16 protein-coding genes are annotated in these 17067 nt (G+C 63.8%); 2 read left to right on the forward strand and 14 right to left on the reverse strand.

What is annotated here, in order from left to right; all coding sequences use genetic code 11:
• The first annotated feature begins 40 nt into the window (after positions 1–40).
• On the forward strand, positions 41–823 hold the full coding sequence (locus tag LGQ10_RS13405; RefSeq protein ID WP_226525822.1) for an OmpA family protein: 783 nt from the start codon (positions 41–43) through the stop codon (positions 821–823).
• Positions 824–929: 106 nt separating this feature from the next.
• On the opposite strand, the gene LGQ10_RS13410 is transcribed toward LGQ10_RS13405, so the two are convergent.
• The 7 genes from LGQ10_RS13410 to prfB all read right to left on the reverse strand — a co-directional run bounded on the left by LGQ10_RS13410 (position 930) and on the right by prfB (position 7742).
• Positions 930–1256 carry a hypothetical protein gene (locus LGQ10_RS13410; protein WP_058433544.1) on the reverse strand — a complete coding sequence of 109 codons (327 nt, stop codon included), beginning with the start codon at positions 1254–1256 and terminating at the stop codon, positions 930–932.
• Positions 1253–2182: an alpha/beta hydrolase gene (locus tag LGQ10_RS13415; RefSeq protein WP_226525823.1), complete on the reverse strand. Its 930-nt coding sequence runs from the start codon at positions 2180–2182 to the stop codon at positions 1253–1255. Before LGQ10_RS13415 ends, LGQ10_RS13410 begins: the two co-directional genes overlap by 4 nt.
• A gap of 138 nt (positions 2183–2320) precedes the next feature.
• Positions 2321–3598, reverse strand: coding sequence for a flavohemoglobin expression-modulating QEGLA motif protein (locus LGQ10_RS13420; RefSeq protein ID WP_413247596.1), 1278 nt, complete (start codon positions 3596–3598; stop codon positions 2321–2323).
• Between the two features lie 33 nt (positions 3599–3631).
• On the reverse strand, positions 3632–4177 hold the full coding sequence (locus LGQ10_RS13425) for a hypothetical protein (protein ID WP_226525824.1): 546 nt from the start codon (positions 4175–4177) through the stop codon (positions 3632–3634).
• Between the two features lie 52 nt (positions 4178–4229).
• Positions 4230–4946: a TetR/AcrR family transcriptional regulator gene (locus LGQ10_RS13430; protein ID WP_226525825.1), complete on the reverse strand. Its 717-nt coding sequence runs from the start codon at positions 4944–4946 to the stop codon at positions 4230–4232.
• Between the two features lie 105 nt (positions 4947–5051).
• Positions 5052–6554, reverse strand: coding sequence for a lysine--tRNA ligase (gene lysS, locus LGQ10_RS13435; RefSeq protein WP_058436257.1), 1503 nt, complete (start codon positions 6552–6554; stop codon positions 5052–5054).
• 92 nt (positions 6555–6646) lie between these two features.
• A protein-coding gene (gene prfB / locus LGQ10_RS13440; protein WP_226525826.1) for a peptide chain release factor 2 occupies positions 6647–7742 on the reverse strand; the annotation gives its coding sequence in 2 pieces (ribosomal slippage) (positions 6647–7669 and positions 7671–7742; 1095 coding nt in all).
• 186 nt (positions 7743–7928) lie between these two features.
• On the opposite strand from prfB, the gene LGQ10_RS13445 reads away from it, so the two are divergent.
• Entirely contained in the window at positions 7929–8432 is a 504-nt protein-coding gene (locus tag LGQ10_RS13445; RefSeq protein WP_226525827.1) for a hypothetical protein, read from the forward strand.
• A gap of 5 nt (positions 8433–8437) precedes the next feature.
• Here the strand turns inward: LGQ10_RS13445 and LGQ10_RS13450 are convergent, their stop codons facing one another.
• Genes LGQ10_RS13450 through LGQ10_RS13480 form a run of 7 tightly spaced genes read right to left on the reverse strand, consistent with a single transcriptional unit; the run spans position 8438 to position 16913 of the window.
• Entirely contained in the window at positions 8438–9439 is a 1002-nt protein-coding gene (locus LGQ10_RS13450; protein WP_226525828.1) for a response regulator, read from the reverse strand.
• A gap of 48 nt (positions 9440–9487) precedes the next feature.
• On the reverse strand, positions 9488–10498 hold the full coding sequence (locus LGQ10_RS13455) for a chemotaxis response regulator protein-glutamate methylesterase (protein ID WP_058433196.1): 1011 nt from the start codon (positions 10496–10498) through the stop codon (positions 9488–9490).
• Entirely contained in the window at positions 10495–12810 is a 2316-nt protein-coding gene (locus LGQ10_RS13460) for a hybrid sensor histidine kinase/response regulator (protein ID WP_226525829.1), read from the reverse strand. The genes LGQ10_RS13455 and LGQ10_RS13460 overlap by 4 nt, the downstream gene beginning before the upstream one ends.
• Positions 12807–13493, reverse strand: coding sequence for a chemotaxis protein CheW (locus tag LGQ10_RS13465; RefSeq protein ID WP_058433198.1), 687 nt, complete (start codon positions 13491–13493; stop codon positions 12807–12809). The genes LGQ10_RS13460 and LGQ10_RS13465 overlap by 4 nt, the downstream gene beginning before the upstream one ends.
• Positions 13490–14758, reverse strand: a complete 1269-nt coding sequence (locus LGQ10_RS13470; protein WP_058433199.1) for a CheR family methyltransferase — start codon at positions 14756–14758, stop codon at positions 13490–13492. Before LGQ10_RS13470 ends, LGQ10_RS13465 begins: the two co-directional genes overlap by 4 nt.
• Positions 14755–15291, reverse strand: coding sequence for a chemotaxis protein CheW (locus LGQ10_RS13475; protein ID WP_226525830.1), 537 nt, complete (start codon positions 15289–15291; stop codon positions 14755–14757). The genes LGQ10_RS13470 and LGQ10_RS13475 overlap by 4 nt, the downstream gene beginning before the upstream one ends.
• Positions 15291–16913, reverse strand: a complete 1623-nt coding sequence (locus tag LGQ10_RS13480) for a methyl-accepting chemotaxis protein (protein WP_058433201.1) — start codon at positions 16911–16913, stop codon at positions 15291–15293. The genes LGQ10_RS13475 and LGQ10_RS13480 overlap by 1 nt, the downstream gene beginning before the upstream one ends.
• Positions 16914–17067: the final 154 nt, after the last annotated feature.

Here is a 17067-nt window from a genome sequence, read left to right on the forward strand (position 1 = left end):
GATTCCCACGTACTCGTAATCGATTGAAAGGACGAACACTATGCGCAAACAACTGATGATCCCTGCCCTGCTGGCCATGAGCGTAGCCCTGGCGGCCTGCTCCACCCCGCCGAATGCCAACCTGGAAAATGCCCGGACCAACTTCTCGGGCCTGCAGTCCAACCCGCAGGCCAGCAAGCTCGCCGCCCTGGAAACCAAGGACGCCGCCGACTGGATGAACAAGGCCGACCAGGCCTACCTGGACAAGGAAAACGAGAAGAAGGTCGACCAGCTGGCCTACCTGACCAACCAGCGCGTTGAAGTGGCCAAGGAAACCATTGCCCTGCGCACCGCCGAGATCAAGCTCAAGGACGCTGGCGACCAGCGCGCCCGGGCCATCCTCGATGCCCGTGATGCACAGATCAAGCAGCTGCAGTCCAGCCTCAACGCCAAGCAGACCGACCGCGGCACCCTGGTGACCTTCGGTGACGTGCTGTTCGCCACCAACAAGTCGGACCTGAAGTCCAGCGGCCTGGCCAACATCAACAAGCTGGCGCAATTCCTCCAGCAGAATCCGGACCGCAAGGTGATCGTCGAAGGCTACACCGACAGCACCGGTCGCGACTCCTACAACCAGTCGCTGTCCGAGCGCCGTGCCGGCTCGGTACAGATGGCCCTGATCCGCATGGGTATCGACCCTGCGCGCATCGTTTCCCAGGGCTATGGCAAGGAATACCCGGTTGCCGACAACGGCAGCGTCTCCGGCCGCGCCATGAACCGTCGCGTGGAAGTGACCATTTCCAACGACAACCAGCCAGTGGCACCGCGCTCTTCGGTCCGCTGATGCTGGCACCGGCCTTGACTGGCCGGTAAGACAAAACGCCGCGGGCTTGAGGCCCGCGGCGTTTTTTTGTGCATCTGGAAAAGGCCGGCCAGCGCCCGCCGGACGCTCACTGCACCAGTTGTGGCGTTTCCTGGCCCAGGCAGCGCACCGCCTGCTTCTTGTTGTTGATCAGCACACCGGTCAGGCCTTTCTGATCGGTATCAAACAGCACCAGCACGCCATCGACGCATTGGGCCACCTGCGCCGCCGGCTGCAGGGACACCTTGTAGTCTTCGCCGGGAATGGTCTTGAGCATGGTGAAGTCGTTGAGCAGCAACGCATCCTCCGGCTTGGCGAAATGCAGGTAGCCGTAGTACCACAGGCAGGCCACGGTACCGATGATGCTGCAGATACCGGTGATGATCATTGGGAGGACGTTGCGTTCTTCACTCATTGCGGACTCTCTGGAGGTTCAACTGCTGAATTCGGCGTCGCCGGGTAGTTGGGGATTTCCCCCAGGCGGCGCAACCCGTCGAAATGCTGCGGATCGTCGAGGTAGCGCAGCATCACGCTGCGCCAGGTCGGATCGGCAAAGGTTTGTACATGGTCACCGCGGGTCAGCTGCAGGACCCGGGGGGGGGGCGCAGCTTGATACAGACGGATGCCATTGGAAAGAGGCACGAGTTGATCGTCGAGGCTGTGGTAGATCAGCTTGGGCACCCCGGTCAGGCGCGGCATGGAATGGATCGCGCTGTCGCCATCCGGCACCAGCCAGGACAGCGGCACCTGCAATGGCCACGTCAACCACGAGGTGCTGAGGGCATAACGCCCGACATCGCGATAACTGGCCGGTACACCGTCGAGGACGATGGCCTTGAACTGGGCCTGGCGCTCGGGATGCTCCACCAGGTAGTGGATCGCCAGCGCGCCACCCAGGCTCTGGCCGAGCAGCACGCGCGGCTTGCCCTGCACCTCGGGGGCCTGGTCGAGCCATTTGAAGGCCGCATCGAGGTCCTGGTAGATCGCCGGCAGGGAGGGCTCACCTTCGGACACGCCAAAACCGCGATAGTCCAGCATCAGCACCTGGTAACCCTGCTCCGGCAACCACCAGCTGCCTCCCAGGTGCCACGCCAGGTTGCCGCCATTGCCATGCAAATGCAGCACCGTGCCCTTGACCGGCACTCCGGCCTTGGCCGGCAGCCACCAGGCACGGAGCTTCAGGCCATCGGCGGTGTTCAGGGTGATGTCACGGTATTCGAGCTTGGCCCGCTGCGGAGTGAATGGCAGGCCGGGCTCCGGGTAGAACAGCAATGAGCTGCAGCCCTGCAGCAGGCCCAGCAGCAGGGCGAGGGCCACGCAACCTCTGAGTGACCTGTTCATCCACAGCTCCCCGCCAGCGAGAAGCCGCACCCCGGATGCGATTGCCAGCGTCGCTGAAGCCCCTGCGGTATTTTTGGCAACCTGTGCGAGCAGCTGCAGGTGTCTGTGGATACGTCCATGTGCGCCCCCCGGCAGCAGTCAAAGGATGTTGGAATAGTCGGCCTCGATCCGGTCCAGGCTCAGATGATTGAGGAAGTTGGAGAAACACATCCATGCCGACAGGGCGTTCATGTCGCGGAACTGATCGGGCAGGTACTTGGGCGCCACCACCAGCCCTTCGTCCACCAGCTGGCGCAAGGTGCGCATGTCTTCCAGGGTGGTCTTGCCGCAGAACAGCAACGGCACCTGCTCCAGCTTGCCTTTGCGCACAGCCAGCTGAATGTAGTTGTAAACCATGATGAAGCCCTTGAGATAGGACAAGTCCTTGGTAAAAGGCAGTCCCGTGGGCACCGAACCGCGAAATACCCGGCTAGCGTTGCCATAGCTCTCGGCCATCTCGAACCCCTGCTCCCGAAAGAACTCGAACACCTGCAGGAAGTCCGCCCCCTCCTCGACCATGTGGATGGCCCGGGTACGGTTGGTCAGCTTGCGCAGGCGGCTGGGGTAAGAGGCGAAGGTGATGATCTCCATGAGGATCGCGAGGCCCTCCTGCGTCACCGTCGACGAGGGCGGGCCCTTGGCCAGGAAGGTGCAGATCGGCTGGTTCAGGCCATTCAAGGTCGTGCCCACGTGCACCAGCCCCTCGTGGACTTCCAGCGCCCGTACGTCACGGTCGTTGAACATCGCATCGCTGCGGATCTTGATGTAGTCCGCGCCTGCCGCCGCATCGGCGACGATGCCGTCGGACTCGAACACCCGGATGGTTTCCTCGGCCTCGCCGAACACCTTGTTCAGTCGGCTCTGCAGCAGGCTCACCGCGTCCTTGGCATTGAGGGTCTTGGGCTCGTCCTTGAGATCGCCACGGCCATCGATGTTGTTCAGGTAGTCGGACATCATCAACCCGAGGTCCGCCAGGGTCGGATCGCCGGCATGGAAGGCGTCCGAGGCCGCGCCATACAGCTCCTGGGAAATCAGGCCGAAGTCAGCGGTGCCACGGGCCTCGAGCATGCGCACCACCATCCGGTACTCCTTGCACATGCGACGCATGATCTGTCCCACCGGGTTGAACTGGCCCAGCTGGCGGGTGATATCGCGCTCGATGTTCTGGAACTCCAGCTTCACCGCAGCGGAGTCGAAGGACAGCGGGCGCCCTTCGTAGTAGGACCGGTCCACTGCCGGCATTTCCTTGCCCTTGGCCTTGAGAAAACCTTTGCGGATGCTCTCGTCCCACTTCACCGCATCCAGCACGCGGATCGGTGTCTGTGCCAGCACTATGCGATCGGACAAAGTGCGTATCGTCTGCTGGTAGTCGTCCACCCGAAATTCCCTCTGTTGAATCGTTCGAACCGGTTATTGGCCGGCCCGTTGAAAGCGCGCCGCCTCGACGAACACGTCGGAATTGGCCGGATCATCCAGGTAGGCGAAGACGTTGGCCAGCGTGCTGTCGACCAGTACGCCGTCGCCGGCCTCGGTGCTGAAGGAGCGGCCGCTCAGGGATTTTTGACCCAGGGCCTGGTTGATCTGTTCCATGTCGAGGCTGAAGAGCACCAGCTCATGCTGGTCGTCGAGTTCGAAACCGGCAAGGACGAAATGCCCACCGAAGCGCTCTGGCACGGCAGCCGACAAGTACCAGCGGCTGCCATGGCGAGCCACCGTGAACTCATGGACATCCGGCGCCCGCACCTTACCGTTGGAACGGCTCACAGCCTGGTAGCGATTGCCGTCCAGGCGACTGAGTTGCAGGTCCATGGGTTCACCCCAGGCATTCTTGCCAGTCCACTTGCCCAGAATCGCGGCGGGGGCAGCCTGCCCGGCCGGCAAAGGCTGCGTGAAAGACACCAGGCAACCACCCAGCAGGAGAAACGACAGGGCCAGCAGCAAGCGCCAGGTTTTCATCCCACACTCCCAAGAACAGCACGATGAGCAGAACGTCGAGGGTGCCACGGCCTCACATGGAAGCCAGCACCAGGTGCATGTAGCGAGTCAGGATGCCGAGCATTTCTTCTTCCGCCATCGGTTCGGCACCATTGAGCAGGCCCTGATACTCCATCCGGCCGATTATAGACGTCAACACCTTGGCGTCCTGCTGCGGCTCCCGCGAACCCAGGACCTGGAAGAACTGGCAAGTGCCCTGGAGCAGGATCTGCTGGTGCGAGCGCACGAGCTGGGCCAGGCGCGGGTTGAGCAGCGCCTCCTGGCGGAACGCCTGCTCGGCCATCAGGTGCTCGCGGCGGGTGCTGAGCTGGCGCTGCACATAATCGGCAGTCATGCGGGCGATGTCGTCGGCCAGCTGCGAACGAGAGTCCGGGCTGCCGTCGCCATAGGCCACCATCTCCCGCAGCAGGCCTTCGTTGCTGGTCCACAGCTTGGCCATGAACGCCGCGCTGCGCTCGACGTACTGGGCGAAGGTATCGGTGAGCAGGTCATCGATATCCTTGAAGTAATAGGTGGTGGCCGACAACGGCACACCGGCTTCGGCGGCTACCGCGCGGTGACGCACGGCCCGCACGCCATCACGCACGACGATGCGCATGGCCGCATCGAGGATCTCCTGCCTGCGCTGTTCACTGCCCTGGCGACTGGCCTTGCGGCCCTGATACTGAACACTTTCAGCCACCGCGGTGGCGATGCCAGCTGCACCTTCTTGAGCAATTGCGCGGTTCACGACAGGTATTCCTCTTATCAATCACACAGAATCAAAAGCGGTACGTCAGTGCCAACCAGACAATAAAAAGCCGCCTGTTGAAGGCGGCTTCTCATTCGCTACATCTTAGGCCTGTGGCCGCATGTGCGGGAACAGGATCACATCGCGAATCGACGGCGAGTTGGTCAGCAGCATCACCAGGCGGTCGATGCCGATGCCTTCACCGGCGGTTGGCGGCATGCCGTATTCCAGGGCACGCACGAAGTCGGCGTCGTAGTGCATCGCCTCGTCGTCACCGGCGTCCTTCTCGGCCACCTGGGCCAGGAAGCGCTCGGCCTGGTCTTCGGCATCGTTGAGCTCGGAGTAGGCATTGGCGATTTCGCGGCCACCGATGAACAGCTCGAAGCGATCGGTAACAGCCGGATTGTCGTCGTTGCGGCGCGCCAGCGGCGACACTTCGAACGGGTACTCGGTGATGAAGTGCGGCTGTTCCAGCTTGTGCTCGACCAGTTCTTCGAAAATCATCACCTGCAGCTTGCCCAGGCCTTCATGGCCCAGCACCTTGGCACCGGCCTTCTTGGCGATGTCACGAGCGCGGTCGACGTCCTGCAGGTCGGCAGCGGTCAGCTCGGGGTTGTACTTGAGGATCGAGTCGAACACCGACAGGCGCACGAACGGCTCGCCGAAGTGGAACACCTTGTCGCCGTACGGCACGTCGGTGGTGCCCAGTACCAGCTGCGCCAGCTCGCGGAACAGCTCTTCGGTGAGGTCCATGTTGTCGTTGTAGTCGGCGTAGGCCTGGTAGAACTCGAGCATGGTGAATTCTGGGTTGTGACGAGTCGAAACGCCTTCGTTACGGAAGTTGCGGTTGATCTCGAACACCTTTTCAAAGCCACCTACCACCAGGCGCTTGAGGTACAGCTCCGGCGCGATGCGCAGGAACATGGCCATGTCCAGGGCGTTGTGGTGGGTTTCGAACGGCTTGGCCGCCGCACCGCCAGGAATGGTCTGCAGCATCGGCGTCTCGACTTCGAGGAAGTCGCGCTCGATCAGGAACTTGCGGATGTGCGAGATCACCTGGGAACGCACACGGAAGGTGTGGCGGGTTTCCTCGTTGACCATCAGGTCGACGTAACGCTGGCGATAGCGCTGCTCGGTGTCGGTCAGGCCGTGGTGCTTGTCGGGCAGCGGACGCAGCGACTTGGTCAGCAGGCGCACGTTGGTCATCTCGACGTACAGGTCGCCCTTGCCCGAACGGGCCAGGGTGCCTTCGGCGCTGATGATGTCGCCCAGGTCCCAGGTCTTGACCGCGGCCAGGGTTTCTTCCGGCAGGGTCTTGCGGTTGACATAGACCTGGATACGACCGGTCATGTCCTGGATCACCATGAACGAGCCACGGTTGAGCATGATGCGGCCGGCAACCTTGACCGGGATCGCGGCTGCTTCCAGCTCTTCCTTGGTCTTGTCCGCGTACTGTTTCTGCAGGTCGTTGCAGTAGCTGTCGCGACGGAAGTCGTTGGGGAAGGCGTTACCCTTGGCACGCTCGGCGGCAAGTTTTTCCTTGCGCAGGGCGATCAGGGTGTTCTCTTCCTGTTGCAGGTCTTGCGATTCGGTCTTGAGGTCGCTCATGTCGTCATTTTTTCCATCAGGTGTTCGTTGCCCTTTTCGGGCAGGGCACGCGATACCGGCGAGCAGCCGGTATCGCGGCGGTGGTGTGCGGTTTACAGCCCCTGCTTGAGGCTCGCTTCCAGGTATTGGTCGAGGTCGCCGTCGAGGACCTTCTGGCAGTCGCTGCGCTCGACGCCGGTGCGCAGGTCCTTGATGCGAGAGTCATCCAGTACGTAGGAGCGGATCTGGTGGCCCCAGCCGATGTCCGACTTGGTGTCTTCCAGCGCTTGCGAGGCGGCGTTGCGCTTTTGCATTTCCTGCTCGTACAACTTGGCCCGCAGCATTTTCATGGCGGTGTCCTTGTTGGCGTGCTGGGAGCGTTCGTTCTGGCAACTGACCACGGTGTTGGTCGGTACGTGGGTGATACGCACCGCCGAGTCGGTGGTGTTCACGTGCTGGCCGCCGGCGCCCGATGAGCGATAGGTGTCGATGCGCAGGTCGGCCGGGTTGATCTCGATCTCGACCTTGTCGTCGATCTCGGGCGATACGAACACCGCAGAGAACGACGTGTGGCGACGTGCGCCGGAGTCGAACGGGCTCTTGCGAACCAGGCGATGCACACCGATCTCGGTACGCAGCCAGCCAAAGGCGTACTCGCCCTTGATGTGCACGGTGGCACCCTTGATGCCGGCGACTTCACCCTCGGACAGCTCCATGATAGTGGCGTCGAAGCCGCGCTTGTCGGCCCAGCGCAGGTACATGCGCAGCAGGATGTTGGCCCAGTCCTGCGCCTCGGTGCCGCCGGAACCCGCCTGGATATCCAGGTAGGCGTTGTTCATGTCCATCTCGCCGCTGAACATGCGACGGAACTCAAGCTTCGCCAGGAGTTCATCCAGGTTCTGCAGCTCGGTCTCGACGTCGCCTACGGCACCTTCGTCATCTTCCTCGACGGCCATGTCGAGCAGGTCCTTGCAGTCGGCCAGGCCACCGGACAGCGTGTCCAGGGTCTCGACGACCTGGACCAGCATGGCGCGCTCGCGGCCCAGCGCCTGGGCGTACTCGGGCTTGTTCCAGACGTTGGGGTCTTCCAGCTCGCGGTTGACTTCGATCAGGCGGTCATGCTTTTGATCGTAGTCAAAGATACCCCCGAATGGACTGGGAACGCTCGGTCAGGTCCTTGATGGTGTTCAGGATCGGGTTGATTTCCATGGATGGCGGCACTCGCTGGCGAACTTTTGAAAGCCGACGATTATAACGGAAACGCCGAATCACGGCAGCCCGCTTGGCGGCTTTAACCGCGAATAGCCCCATCACCCGGGTACCGGGGCCTATACAATCCGGGTACGCACTTCATTCCCTTCACGCCACGCCAGCAGAATCAGGAAGCCGTCCTACATGGAGAGAACCCTCAGCGAGGCAGAAATCCGCCACATCAGCGCCCGGGAGCGGCGCAACCAGAGGGGCTCGCGGGCTGTCGTGTACTTCATCCTGAGCCTGTTCGCCGCCCTGCCAGTGCTGGGTATCGGCCTGCTCACCAGCCCGCAGCTGGCCTGGGCGCTGGCGGTGCTGTGGGCGGTGGTCCTCTGGTGGTGGGTCTACTACCGCACCCGCGCCATGGAAAGCACGGTGGGCACGCGAACCCTATGGTTGCAGGCGCAGTTCAGCGCCACCTGGGTCAACGTCCCCAGAAATGGCCACTGGCGCTACACCTTCGGTGACTACCCCATCGCCGCCAGCAACCTGATCGGCAATCTGTTCGCCGATGGAACACTCAAAACCCATACCCGGTACAGGGTCGAGGCGGTGCTGCTGACCTGTCCGCAAACCTCGAGCCATAGCTATTACCTGCTTCCCGATACCTTTATCGAAGTATCCGGGGGCAACCTGCCTCAGGGCTGAGGCGGTTACTCGATCCCGACCTGGTTGCGCCCGTTGTTCTTGGCCAGGTAAAGCCCTTTGTCCGCCGCAGAGATCAACTGCCGACAGTGGCTGTTGGGTTGTGGCGTCACGGTCGACAGGCCAATGCTGATGGTCAGGCTGGCACCTTCCACCGGTGCGATATGGGGGATCTTCAGTGCCTCCACGGTCTGGCGCAGCTTCTCGGCCACCAGCCGCGCCCCGCCCGGCGAGGTGTTGGGCAACACCAGCACGAACTCCTCGCCACCATAGCGCGCCGGCAGGTCGGAGGGCCGGCTGCTGGCCTCACGGATGGCCGTGGCCACCTTGCGCAAGGCTTCATCGCCTTCCAGGTGGCCGAAGGTATCGTTGTAGGTCTTGAAGTAATCGACATCGATCATCAGCAGCGACAGCTGGGTCTGCTCGCGCATCGCCCGGCGCCACTCGAGTTCCAGGTACTCGTCGAAGTGCCGGCGATTGGACAGTCCGGTCAAGCCATCGGAGTTCATCAGGCGCTGCAGCACCAGGTTGGTGTCCAGCAGCTGCTGCTGGCTGACACGCAACGCCCGGTAGGCCGCATCCCGCTGCAGCAGGGTCATGTAGGAGCGCGAGTGGTAGCGAATCCGCGCTACCAGCTCGATGTTGTCCGGCAGCTTGACCAGGTAGTCGTTGGCCCCGGCGGCGAAGGCCGCACTCTTGATCAGCGGGTCTTCCTTGGTGGACAGGACGATGATCGGGATATTCTGGGTCGCCGGATGGTTGCGGTACTCGCGCACCAGGGTCAGGCCATCCAGGCCCGGCATCACCAGGTCCTGGAGAATCACCGTGGGCTTGATGCGGATCGCCTGGGCAATGGCCTGGTGGGGATCGGCGCAGAAGTGGAAGTCGATGTTTTCCTCATTCGCCAACCCACGCCGAACCGCCTCGCCGATCATGGCCTGGTCGTCTACCAGCAACACCATGGCGGCGTTTTCGTCGGTCTTGAATTCGTCGAGCTGTAAATCATTCATGGGTTGTCACCTGAATTGCTACCTGACCAGGACAGCTGCGTTTATCAGTCATTTGGCAAATATCTCCAGCAAACGTGGAGCGATCTTGTCCAGCGGGCGAATCTCTGCGGCGGCACCGATGGCAGCGGCCGCCTTGGGCATGCCATACACCGCGCTACTGTTCTGGTCCTGGGCGATGGTCAGATAACCCTGATCGCGCATCAGCTTCAAGCCCTGGGCACCGTCTCGCCCCATGCCCGTCAGCAGTACGCCCACCGCATCACCGTTCCAGTAGCTGGCGACACTTTCGAAAAACACATCGATGGAAGGTCGGTAGATCTCGTTAACCGGCTCGGCGGTATAGGCCAGCGTGCCGTTCTTCAACAGGCGGATGTGATGATTGGTGCCCGCCAGCAGCACCGTGCCGCTTTGCGGCGGCTCGCCTTCCCGGGCCAGGCGCACCGACAGTCCCGATGCGCTGCTGAGCCATTCGGCCATGCCCGCGGCAAACACCTGATCGACATGCTGGACCAGCACGATGGCTGCGGGAAAGTCCTTTGGCAAGCCCTTGAGCAGCACTTCCAGGGCCGCGGGCCCGCCAGCGGAAGAACCAATGGCCACCAGGCTCTGGCGAGGCGCACCGCTGCGCAGGGGAATCGGTGCGGAACGCACGCGACTGCCGCGCTGGCCGATCAGCCAGCCGATATTGAGGATCTTGCGCAGCAGCGGAGCTGCCGCCTCCTGGGCGTTGCCCGCCCCCAGCGCCGGGGTGTCCACCACATCCAGGGCGCCGTGGCCCATGGCCTCGAACACCCGGTGCACATTCTGGTGACGATCGACGGTGACGATCACGATGGCGCACGGCGACTCGGCCATGATCCGCCGCGTGGCCTCGACCCCGTCCATCACCGGCATGATCAGATCCATGAGGATCAGGTCCGGCGTCAGCTCCGCGCAATACTTCACCGCGTCTGCGCCATTGGTCGCGACCCACACCACCTCGTGGCTGGGATCGAAGGCCAGCGCCCGGCGCAGGGCCTCGACCGCCATGGGCATGTCGTTGACTATCGCTATCTTCATGCCCGCGCTCCTCCAATCAGCTCCACCACCGCATCCAGCAGGGCGTCGTCATGGAAACTGGCTTTGGCTAGATAATAGTCGGCACCGGCATCCAGTCCACGGCGCCGGTCTTCCTCACGATCCTTGTAGGACACCACCATCACCGGCAGCGACTGCAGGCGATTGTCACGGCGCAGGAGTGTGACCAATTCGATTCCATCCATCCGAGGCATGTCGATGTCGGTGATCAGCAGGTCGAAGCTCTCCGAACGCAGGGCATTCCAGCCGTCCATGCCGTCCACGGCCACGGCCACGTCGTAACCACGGTTGATCAGCAGCTTGCGCTGCAATTCACGCACTGTCAGCGAGTCGTCGACCACCAGGATACGCTTGCGCGCGGCCTGCGCATGCTGCTGGTGATGTCGGGCAATGCGCTCCAGGCGACCGGTATCGAGCAGCTTGTCGACCGAACGCAGCATGTCCTCGACATCGACGATCAGTGCCACTCGGCCGTCATCCAGCAAGGCGCCGGCGGAAATGTCCTGGATCTTGCCCAGGCGCTCGTCCAGCGGCAGCACCACCAGGGTGCGCTCGCCGATGAAACGCTCCACGGCGATCCCGTAGATCGCTTCACGCTCGCGGATCACCACCACCTTCAAGGTCGCGGCACCGTCCTGGGACGCCGGCCGCTGCAACAGCTGGCTGGCCGCCACCAGGCCGACATGCCGGCCTTCGTGCCAGAAATGCTGGCGCCCTTCCACCTGGACGATCTGCTCCGGCTCCAGGTCGCACATGCGCTCGATGTGGGCCAGCGGGAAGGCATAGGCTTCGCCGCCCACCTCCACCACCAGACTGCGCACCACCGACAGGGTCAATGGCACCTCCAGGTGGAATCGGCTGCCCTGGCCGGAGACCTGCTCCAGCACCACCGCTCCGCGCAGTTGGCGCACCATGTGCTGCACCGCATCCAGGCCGACGCCCCGCCCGGAGACCTCGGTGACCTTGTCCCGCAGGCTGAAGCCCGGCAGGAACAGGAAGGTCAGCAGTTCTTCCTCGCTGAGTTGCGCTGCGGTCTCGGCTGGTGACAAATGGCGTTCGACAATACTCAGCCGCAGGCGCTCCAAGTCCACCCCATGCCCGTCGTCGCTCAACTCCAGCACCAGCAACCCAGCCTGGTGGGAGGCCCGCAAGCGAATCAGCCCTTCGGCCGGCTTGCCCGCCAGCAGCCGCTGCTCGGGCAGCTCGATGCCATGGTCGACGGCGTTGCGCAGCAGATGGGTCAGCGGGGCCTCGAGTTTTTCCAGCACATCACGATCGACCTGGGTCTTTTCCCCTTCGATTTCCAGGCGCACCTGTTTGCCCAGGCTGCGACCCAGGTCGCGGACCATGCGCACCTGGCCACCCAGCACGTCGGCGAAAGGCCGCATCCGGCAAGCCAGGGCCGTGTCATAGAGCACCTGCGCCCGCTGGCTGGCCTGCCAGCCAAACTCATCGAGCTCGGCGGTCTTTTCCGCCAGCAGCTGCTGGGATTCGGCCAGCAGCCGGCGTGCATCCTCCAGGGCTTCCTGGGCCTCCAGGCCAAGGGCATGCTCCTTGAGATGCAGGTTGAGGTTTTCCAGTGCTGCCAGGCTGTTGTTCTGGATCCGCTTGAGACGCTGCAAGGTGGCCAGGTAGGGCTTGAGCCGCTGGGTCTCCACCAGGGACTTGCTGGACAGGTCCAGCAGGCTGTTGAGCCGCTCGGCGGTGACCCGCAGCACCCGCTCGCCGCCATCACTGACACGCCGCCCGCGGTGCGGGGCCAGGGCGGGCTCGTCGGATGGCGCTGGCTCGGGCTCCGCCAGCGCGTGTGCCGCAGCTTCCAGTACAGCGTCCACCGATGAGCCGAGTACGCCCCCGGAAACGGTCGCCGGCATGGAGGGCGATCCACTCGTGGCGTCCGGTCCCTGGGTCAGCAGGCGCTCCATCAGTGCCACGTAGGCCGGAATGTCCAGCGCCACCAGTTCGGCACCGCCCGGGGTGGCGATGCGCATCAGCAGGTCGGTGCCCTGGAGCAGGGCGTCGATGTGCTCGGGCTGCAAGTACAGCCGTCCTTCCTGGGCACTGACCAGGCAATCCTCCATGACATGGGCCACGCTGACGCCCGCATCGACCCCGACGATCCGTGCCGCCCCCTTGAGGGAATGGGCCGCGCGCATGCAGGCTTCCAGCTGGTCGGCCTGGGTCGGGTTGCGCTCCAGGGCCAGCAGGCCGGCGCTGAGCACCTGGGTCTGGGCTTCGGCTTCCAGGCTGAAAAGCTCCAGCAGCGAGGCATCGCGCATTTGATCGGGGGTCATGTGAGGCTCCGGGTCACGGCCGAGAGCAGTTGCTCTTCATCCAGCAAGCGCAGGCTGCGTCCCTGCCATTGCAGCACGCCACGGGTGTACTTGGCACTGGCCTGTTCGCCGGAAGTCGAAGCGTGGTCGAGAATGCGTTCCTCGATGGCGTGGATGCCAAGCACCTCGTCCACCGGCACCACTACCGGGCCACCGTCGGCCCCAATGATCAGCATCCGCGGCATCACCCGTCCCGCGGCAGCCACCGCGGGCGTGCTGTCGAGCCCCAGCAATTCGGTCAGCGACAGGCAGGCCACCAGCGCGCCTCGGACATTGGCCACCCCCAGCAGCGCCCGCGAGCGCTGATGCGGCAGGGAGTGAATCGCCTGCTGTGGTGCCACCTCCAGCAAGCAGCGGGTCGGCAGGCCCAGCCACTCCTCGCCAAGGCGGAACATCACCAGCGAACGGGTCGCTACCGCGCTGTCGACCTCATGGGCCACCGAGTGCTCAAGGTCCTCCTGGCGCAACGAATAGCGGTCCAGCAGGCGCGTGGCAGCGGCGGAATACACCGAGCAGTTGCGGCAATGGATATGCTCGGCCAGCAGCGGACAGGACTTGTCGCCATGGATGCCGATGCGGTTCCAGCAATCATCGATGGCCTGCGCATCTTCACGGGTCACATCCAATGAGTAGGGATGGCTCATCGTTTCAACTCACTGTCGGCGGTGCGAGAGCTGCGGGCGGCACGCTCCTGCAAACGTTGGGCGCCGGCCACATCACCCTGGGAGGCCAGCAGCGCAGCCAGGTGCGCCAGGGCCTCGGGGTGCTGCGGCGCCAGGTACAGGGCCTTGCGATAGAAACCCTGGGCCTCCATGGCGTTGCCGGCCACGTCGCTGAGCAGGCCCAGCCAGTAGAACACCTGGGCCACCGGCTCATGCTGCTGCAGGTAGCGCTCACAGGCGGCGCGGGCTTCGGCGCTCTTGCCCTCGTTGGCCAGCGTGGCGATGCTGGCCAGCAGGCTGGCGGCCTCGCTGGCCGGCTCTGCGGGCGCGGCCACCGGTTGCGCGGCCCGTGCGGTAAAAGGACGCGGGCGCGGCGGCACCACCACACTGCGCGGCGGGATCGGCAACGGCAGCGGCAAGGGCAGCACCGGGGCCGGCGTGGGCTCGGGCTCGCTGTACCGGCTGAAGGCGAAAGACTGGGGAATGCCGATCGAACGCATGCCCAGGCGCCCCAGCAAGCTGCCCTCGGCCGGGCCGATGAACAGCACGCCCTCTTCATGGGTCAGGCGCTTGAGCACTTCGAACACCTGGCGCTGGGTCGGCTGGTCGAAGTAGATCAGCAGGTTGCGGCAGAACACGAAGTCGAAGACCGGCTCGGAGGCCAGCAACCCCGGCTCCAACACGTTGCCGACCTGCAAGCGCACCTGCTCACGGACCCGTTCGCTCAGGCTGTAGCGGTCGCCATCGGCGACGAAGTGGCGCTCACGAAACCCGGTGTCCTGTCCGCGAAAGGAGTTCTTGCCGTAGACCGCGCGCTTGGCGCGTTCCACCGACAATGGGCTGACGTCCAGGCCATCGACCTTGAACTGATGGGGTGCCAGGCCACCGTCGAGCAGGGCCATTGCGATCGAATAGGGCTCCTCGCCGGTGGAACAGGGCAGGCTCAGCAACCGCAAGGCGCGCATGCCCTTGATCTGGGCCAGGCGTGCAGTGGCCAGCTTGACCAGGGTGGCGAAGGATTCCGGGTAGCGGAAGAACCAGGTCTCGGGAACGATCACCGCCTCGATCAGCGCCTGCTGCTCGTCCCGCGAACCCAGCAGCCGCTGCCAATATTCGTCGCTGCCCTGGATATGCAAGGCATTGCAGCGCTGGCGCACCGCCCGCTCGATGATCGCCGGCCCCACGGAGGCGACGTCCAGGCCAATGCGCTCCTTGAGGAAGTCGAAAAACCGTTGCTCGGCGCTCATCGAGGCTCCCCAAGCTCAGCCGGATCCAGCGGCGGGCTGGGAAACAACAGCTCGCGCACCGGCGGCCCCAGCAGATCGTCGACCCGCACCCACTGCAGCAGGCCCTCGGCATCCTCCAGCACCGGCCCCAGGTAGGGTGCCAGCGGGTTATCCAGGCCATAGGACTGGAAGCGCGCCGGATCGCAGCGCAGGGTGTCGTTGGCCTGTTCCAGCAACAGCCCCAGCACCCGGGCGGGCTGCTGCGCATCGCTGCAGTAGTGCACCAGCACCAACCGGGTGCTGGTGCGCAACTGCGCCGGGTGGCCGAAGGTCAGCTGGCACAGGTCGACGACCGGCACCACCACTCCGCGGTAGGCAAACACCCCGGCAACCCAGGCCGGGGCCTGGGCGATGGGCTTGAGCTGCAGGCGCGGCAATACCTCCACTACATCCACGGCGCGCAGCGCATACCGCTCGCCGCCGATGCGGAACACCAGGAACAGGACGCTTTTGGCCCCGGTAGCGCCATTGCGCTTGTGCGCGAGCTCATCCATCAGACTTTGAAACGCGAAACGCCACTGCGCAGCCCTACGGCCACCTGGCTCAGCTCATCGATGGCGAAGCTGGCCTGGCGCAGGGACTCGACGGTCTGGCTGCTGGCATCGCCCAGTTGCACCAGCGCGTGGTTGATCTGCTCGGCGCCGGTAGCTTGCGCCTGCATGCCTTCGTTGACCATCAGCACCCTGGGCGCCAGGGCCTGGACCTGGTGGATGATCTGCGACAGCTGTTCGCCCACCTGCTGCACTTCGGCCATGCCGCGGCGCACCTCCTCGGAGAACTTGTCCATACCCATGACCCCCGCCGACACCGCCGACTGGATCTCGCGAACCATCTGTTCGATGTCGTAGGTCGCCACTGCCGTCTGGTCCGCCAGGCGCCGCACTTCGGTGGCCACCACGGCAAACCCGCGTCCGTATTCGCCAGCCTTCTCCGCCTCGATGGCGGCATTGAGCGACAGCAGGTTGGTCTGGTCGGCAACCTTGACGATGGTCACCACCACCTGGTTGATGTTGCCGGCCTTCTCGTTGAGGATCCCCAGCTTGGCGTTCACCAGGTCCGCCGCGCCCATGACCGAGTGCATGGTGTCTTCCATTCGCGCCAGGCCCTGCTGGCCGGAGCCGGCAAGCACAGAGGCCTGGTCGGCAGCGCTGGACACTTCGGTCATGGTGCGCACCAGGTCCCGCGAGGTCGCGGCGATTTCCCGCGAAGTGGCGCCGATCTCCGTGGTGGTGGCGGCCGTCTCGGTCGCCGTGGCCTGTTGCTGCTTGGACGTGGCGGCGATCTCGGTGACCGAGGTCGTGACCTGTACCGAGGAACGCTGGGCCTGGGATACCAGGGTCGCCAGCTCGCTCATCATGTCGTTGAAGCCGGTTTCCACGGCGCCGAATTCGTCCTTGCGCTCCAGGTTCAGGCGCCCGCTCAGGTCACCGGTGCGCATGATATCCAGGAGGTCGACGATGCGGTTCATCGGCGACATGATCGCGCGCATCAGCAGCAGGCCGCACAGGCCAGCCGCCAGCACTGCCAGCAGCAACGACACGCCCATGCTGACCTTGGCCGTCGCCACGGCGTCGTCTATCGCGGCGGTGGCGGCATCGGCCACGGCCTTGTTTTCGCTGATGATGTCGTTGAGCTTCGTGCGGCCTGTGATCCAGGCCGGGGTCAGTTGCTCGTTGAACAGGCGGATGGCCTCGGCGCCCTGCTTGCGCTCATATAGGTCGAGTACCGCTACCTGGATGCGGTTGAATTCCTGGTGATCCTTTTCGAAGGCGTCGAATTCACTCTGGTCCTCCCGGCTGTTGATGGTCTTCCTGTAGTTGTCCATCTGCGTGACCAGGCGCTGCTCGAAGGCCTTGAAGTCGGCCGCGTCCTCGGCACTGATGTCCTGATTCTGCTTGAGCCCGATGATTTCCTGGGTCTGGATATAGGTATCGACCCAGGCGCTGCGGATCATCGAACTGAAATAGACCCCGGGCACCGCATCGTCGCGGACCCGCTGCTCGCCGGCATCGATCTTGAGCAGTCGCGAGTACGAGACGACGACCATCAGCAGCATGATGGCGATGATCACCGCAAAGCTCGCCAAAATGCGTTGGCGCAATGTCCAATTCTTCACAGTCAGCCCTCGAACCCATTCAAAAATGGGGGGAGTATAGCCGAGGACGATCCTGGTTTTATGGGCGGTTTAACGACACGGGGAGGACTTTCAATCAATTTGTGCAACCGCTCTGGATAGCGGTATTGCGCGCAGCCAGCCGCTTCAGCCAGGC

It is taken from the genome of Pseudomonas sp. L5B5 (genome assembly GCF_020520285.1).
In the GTDB taxonomy this organism is placed as follows: Bacteria; Pseudomonadota; Gammaproteobacteria; order Pseudomonadales; family Pseudomonadaceae; genus Aquipseudomonas.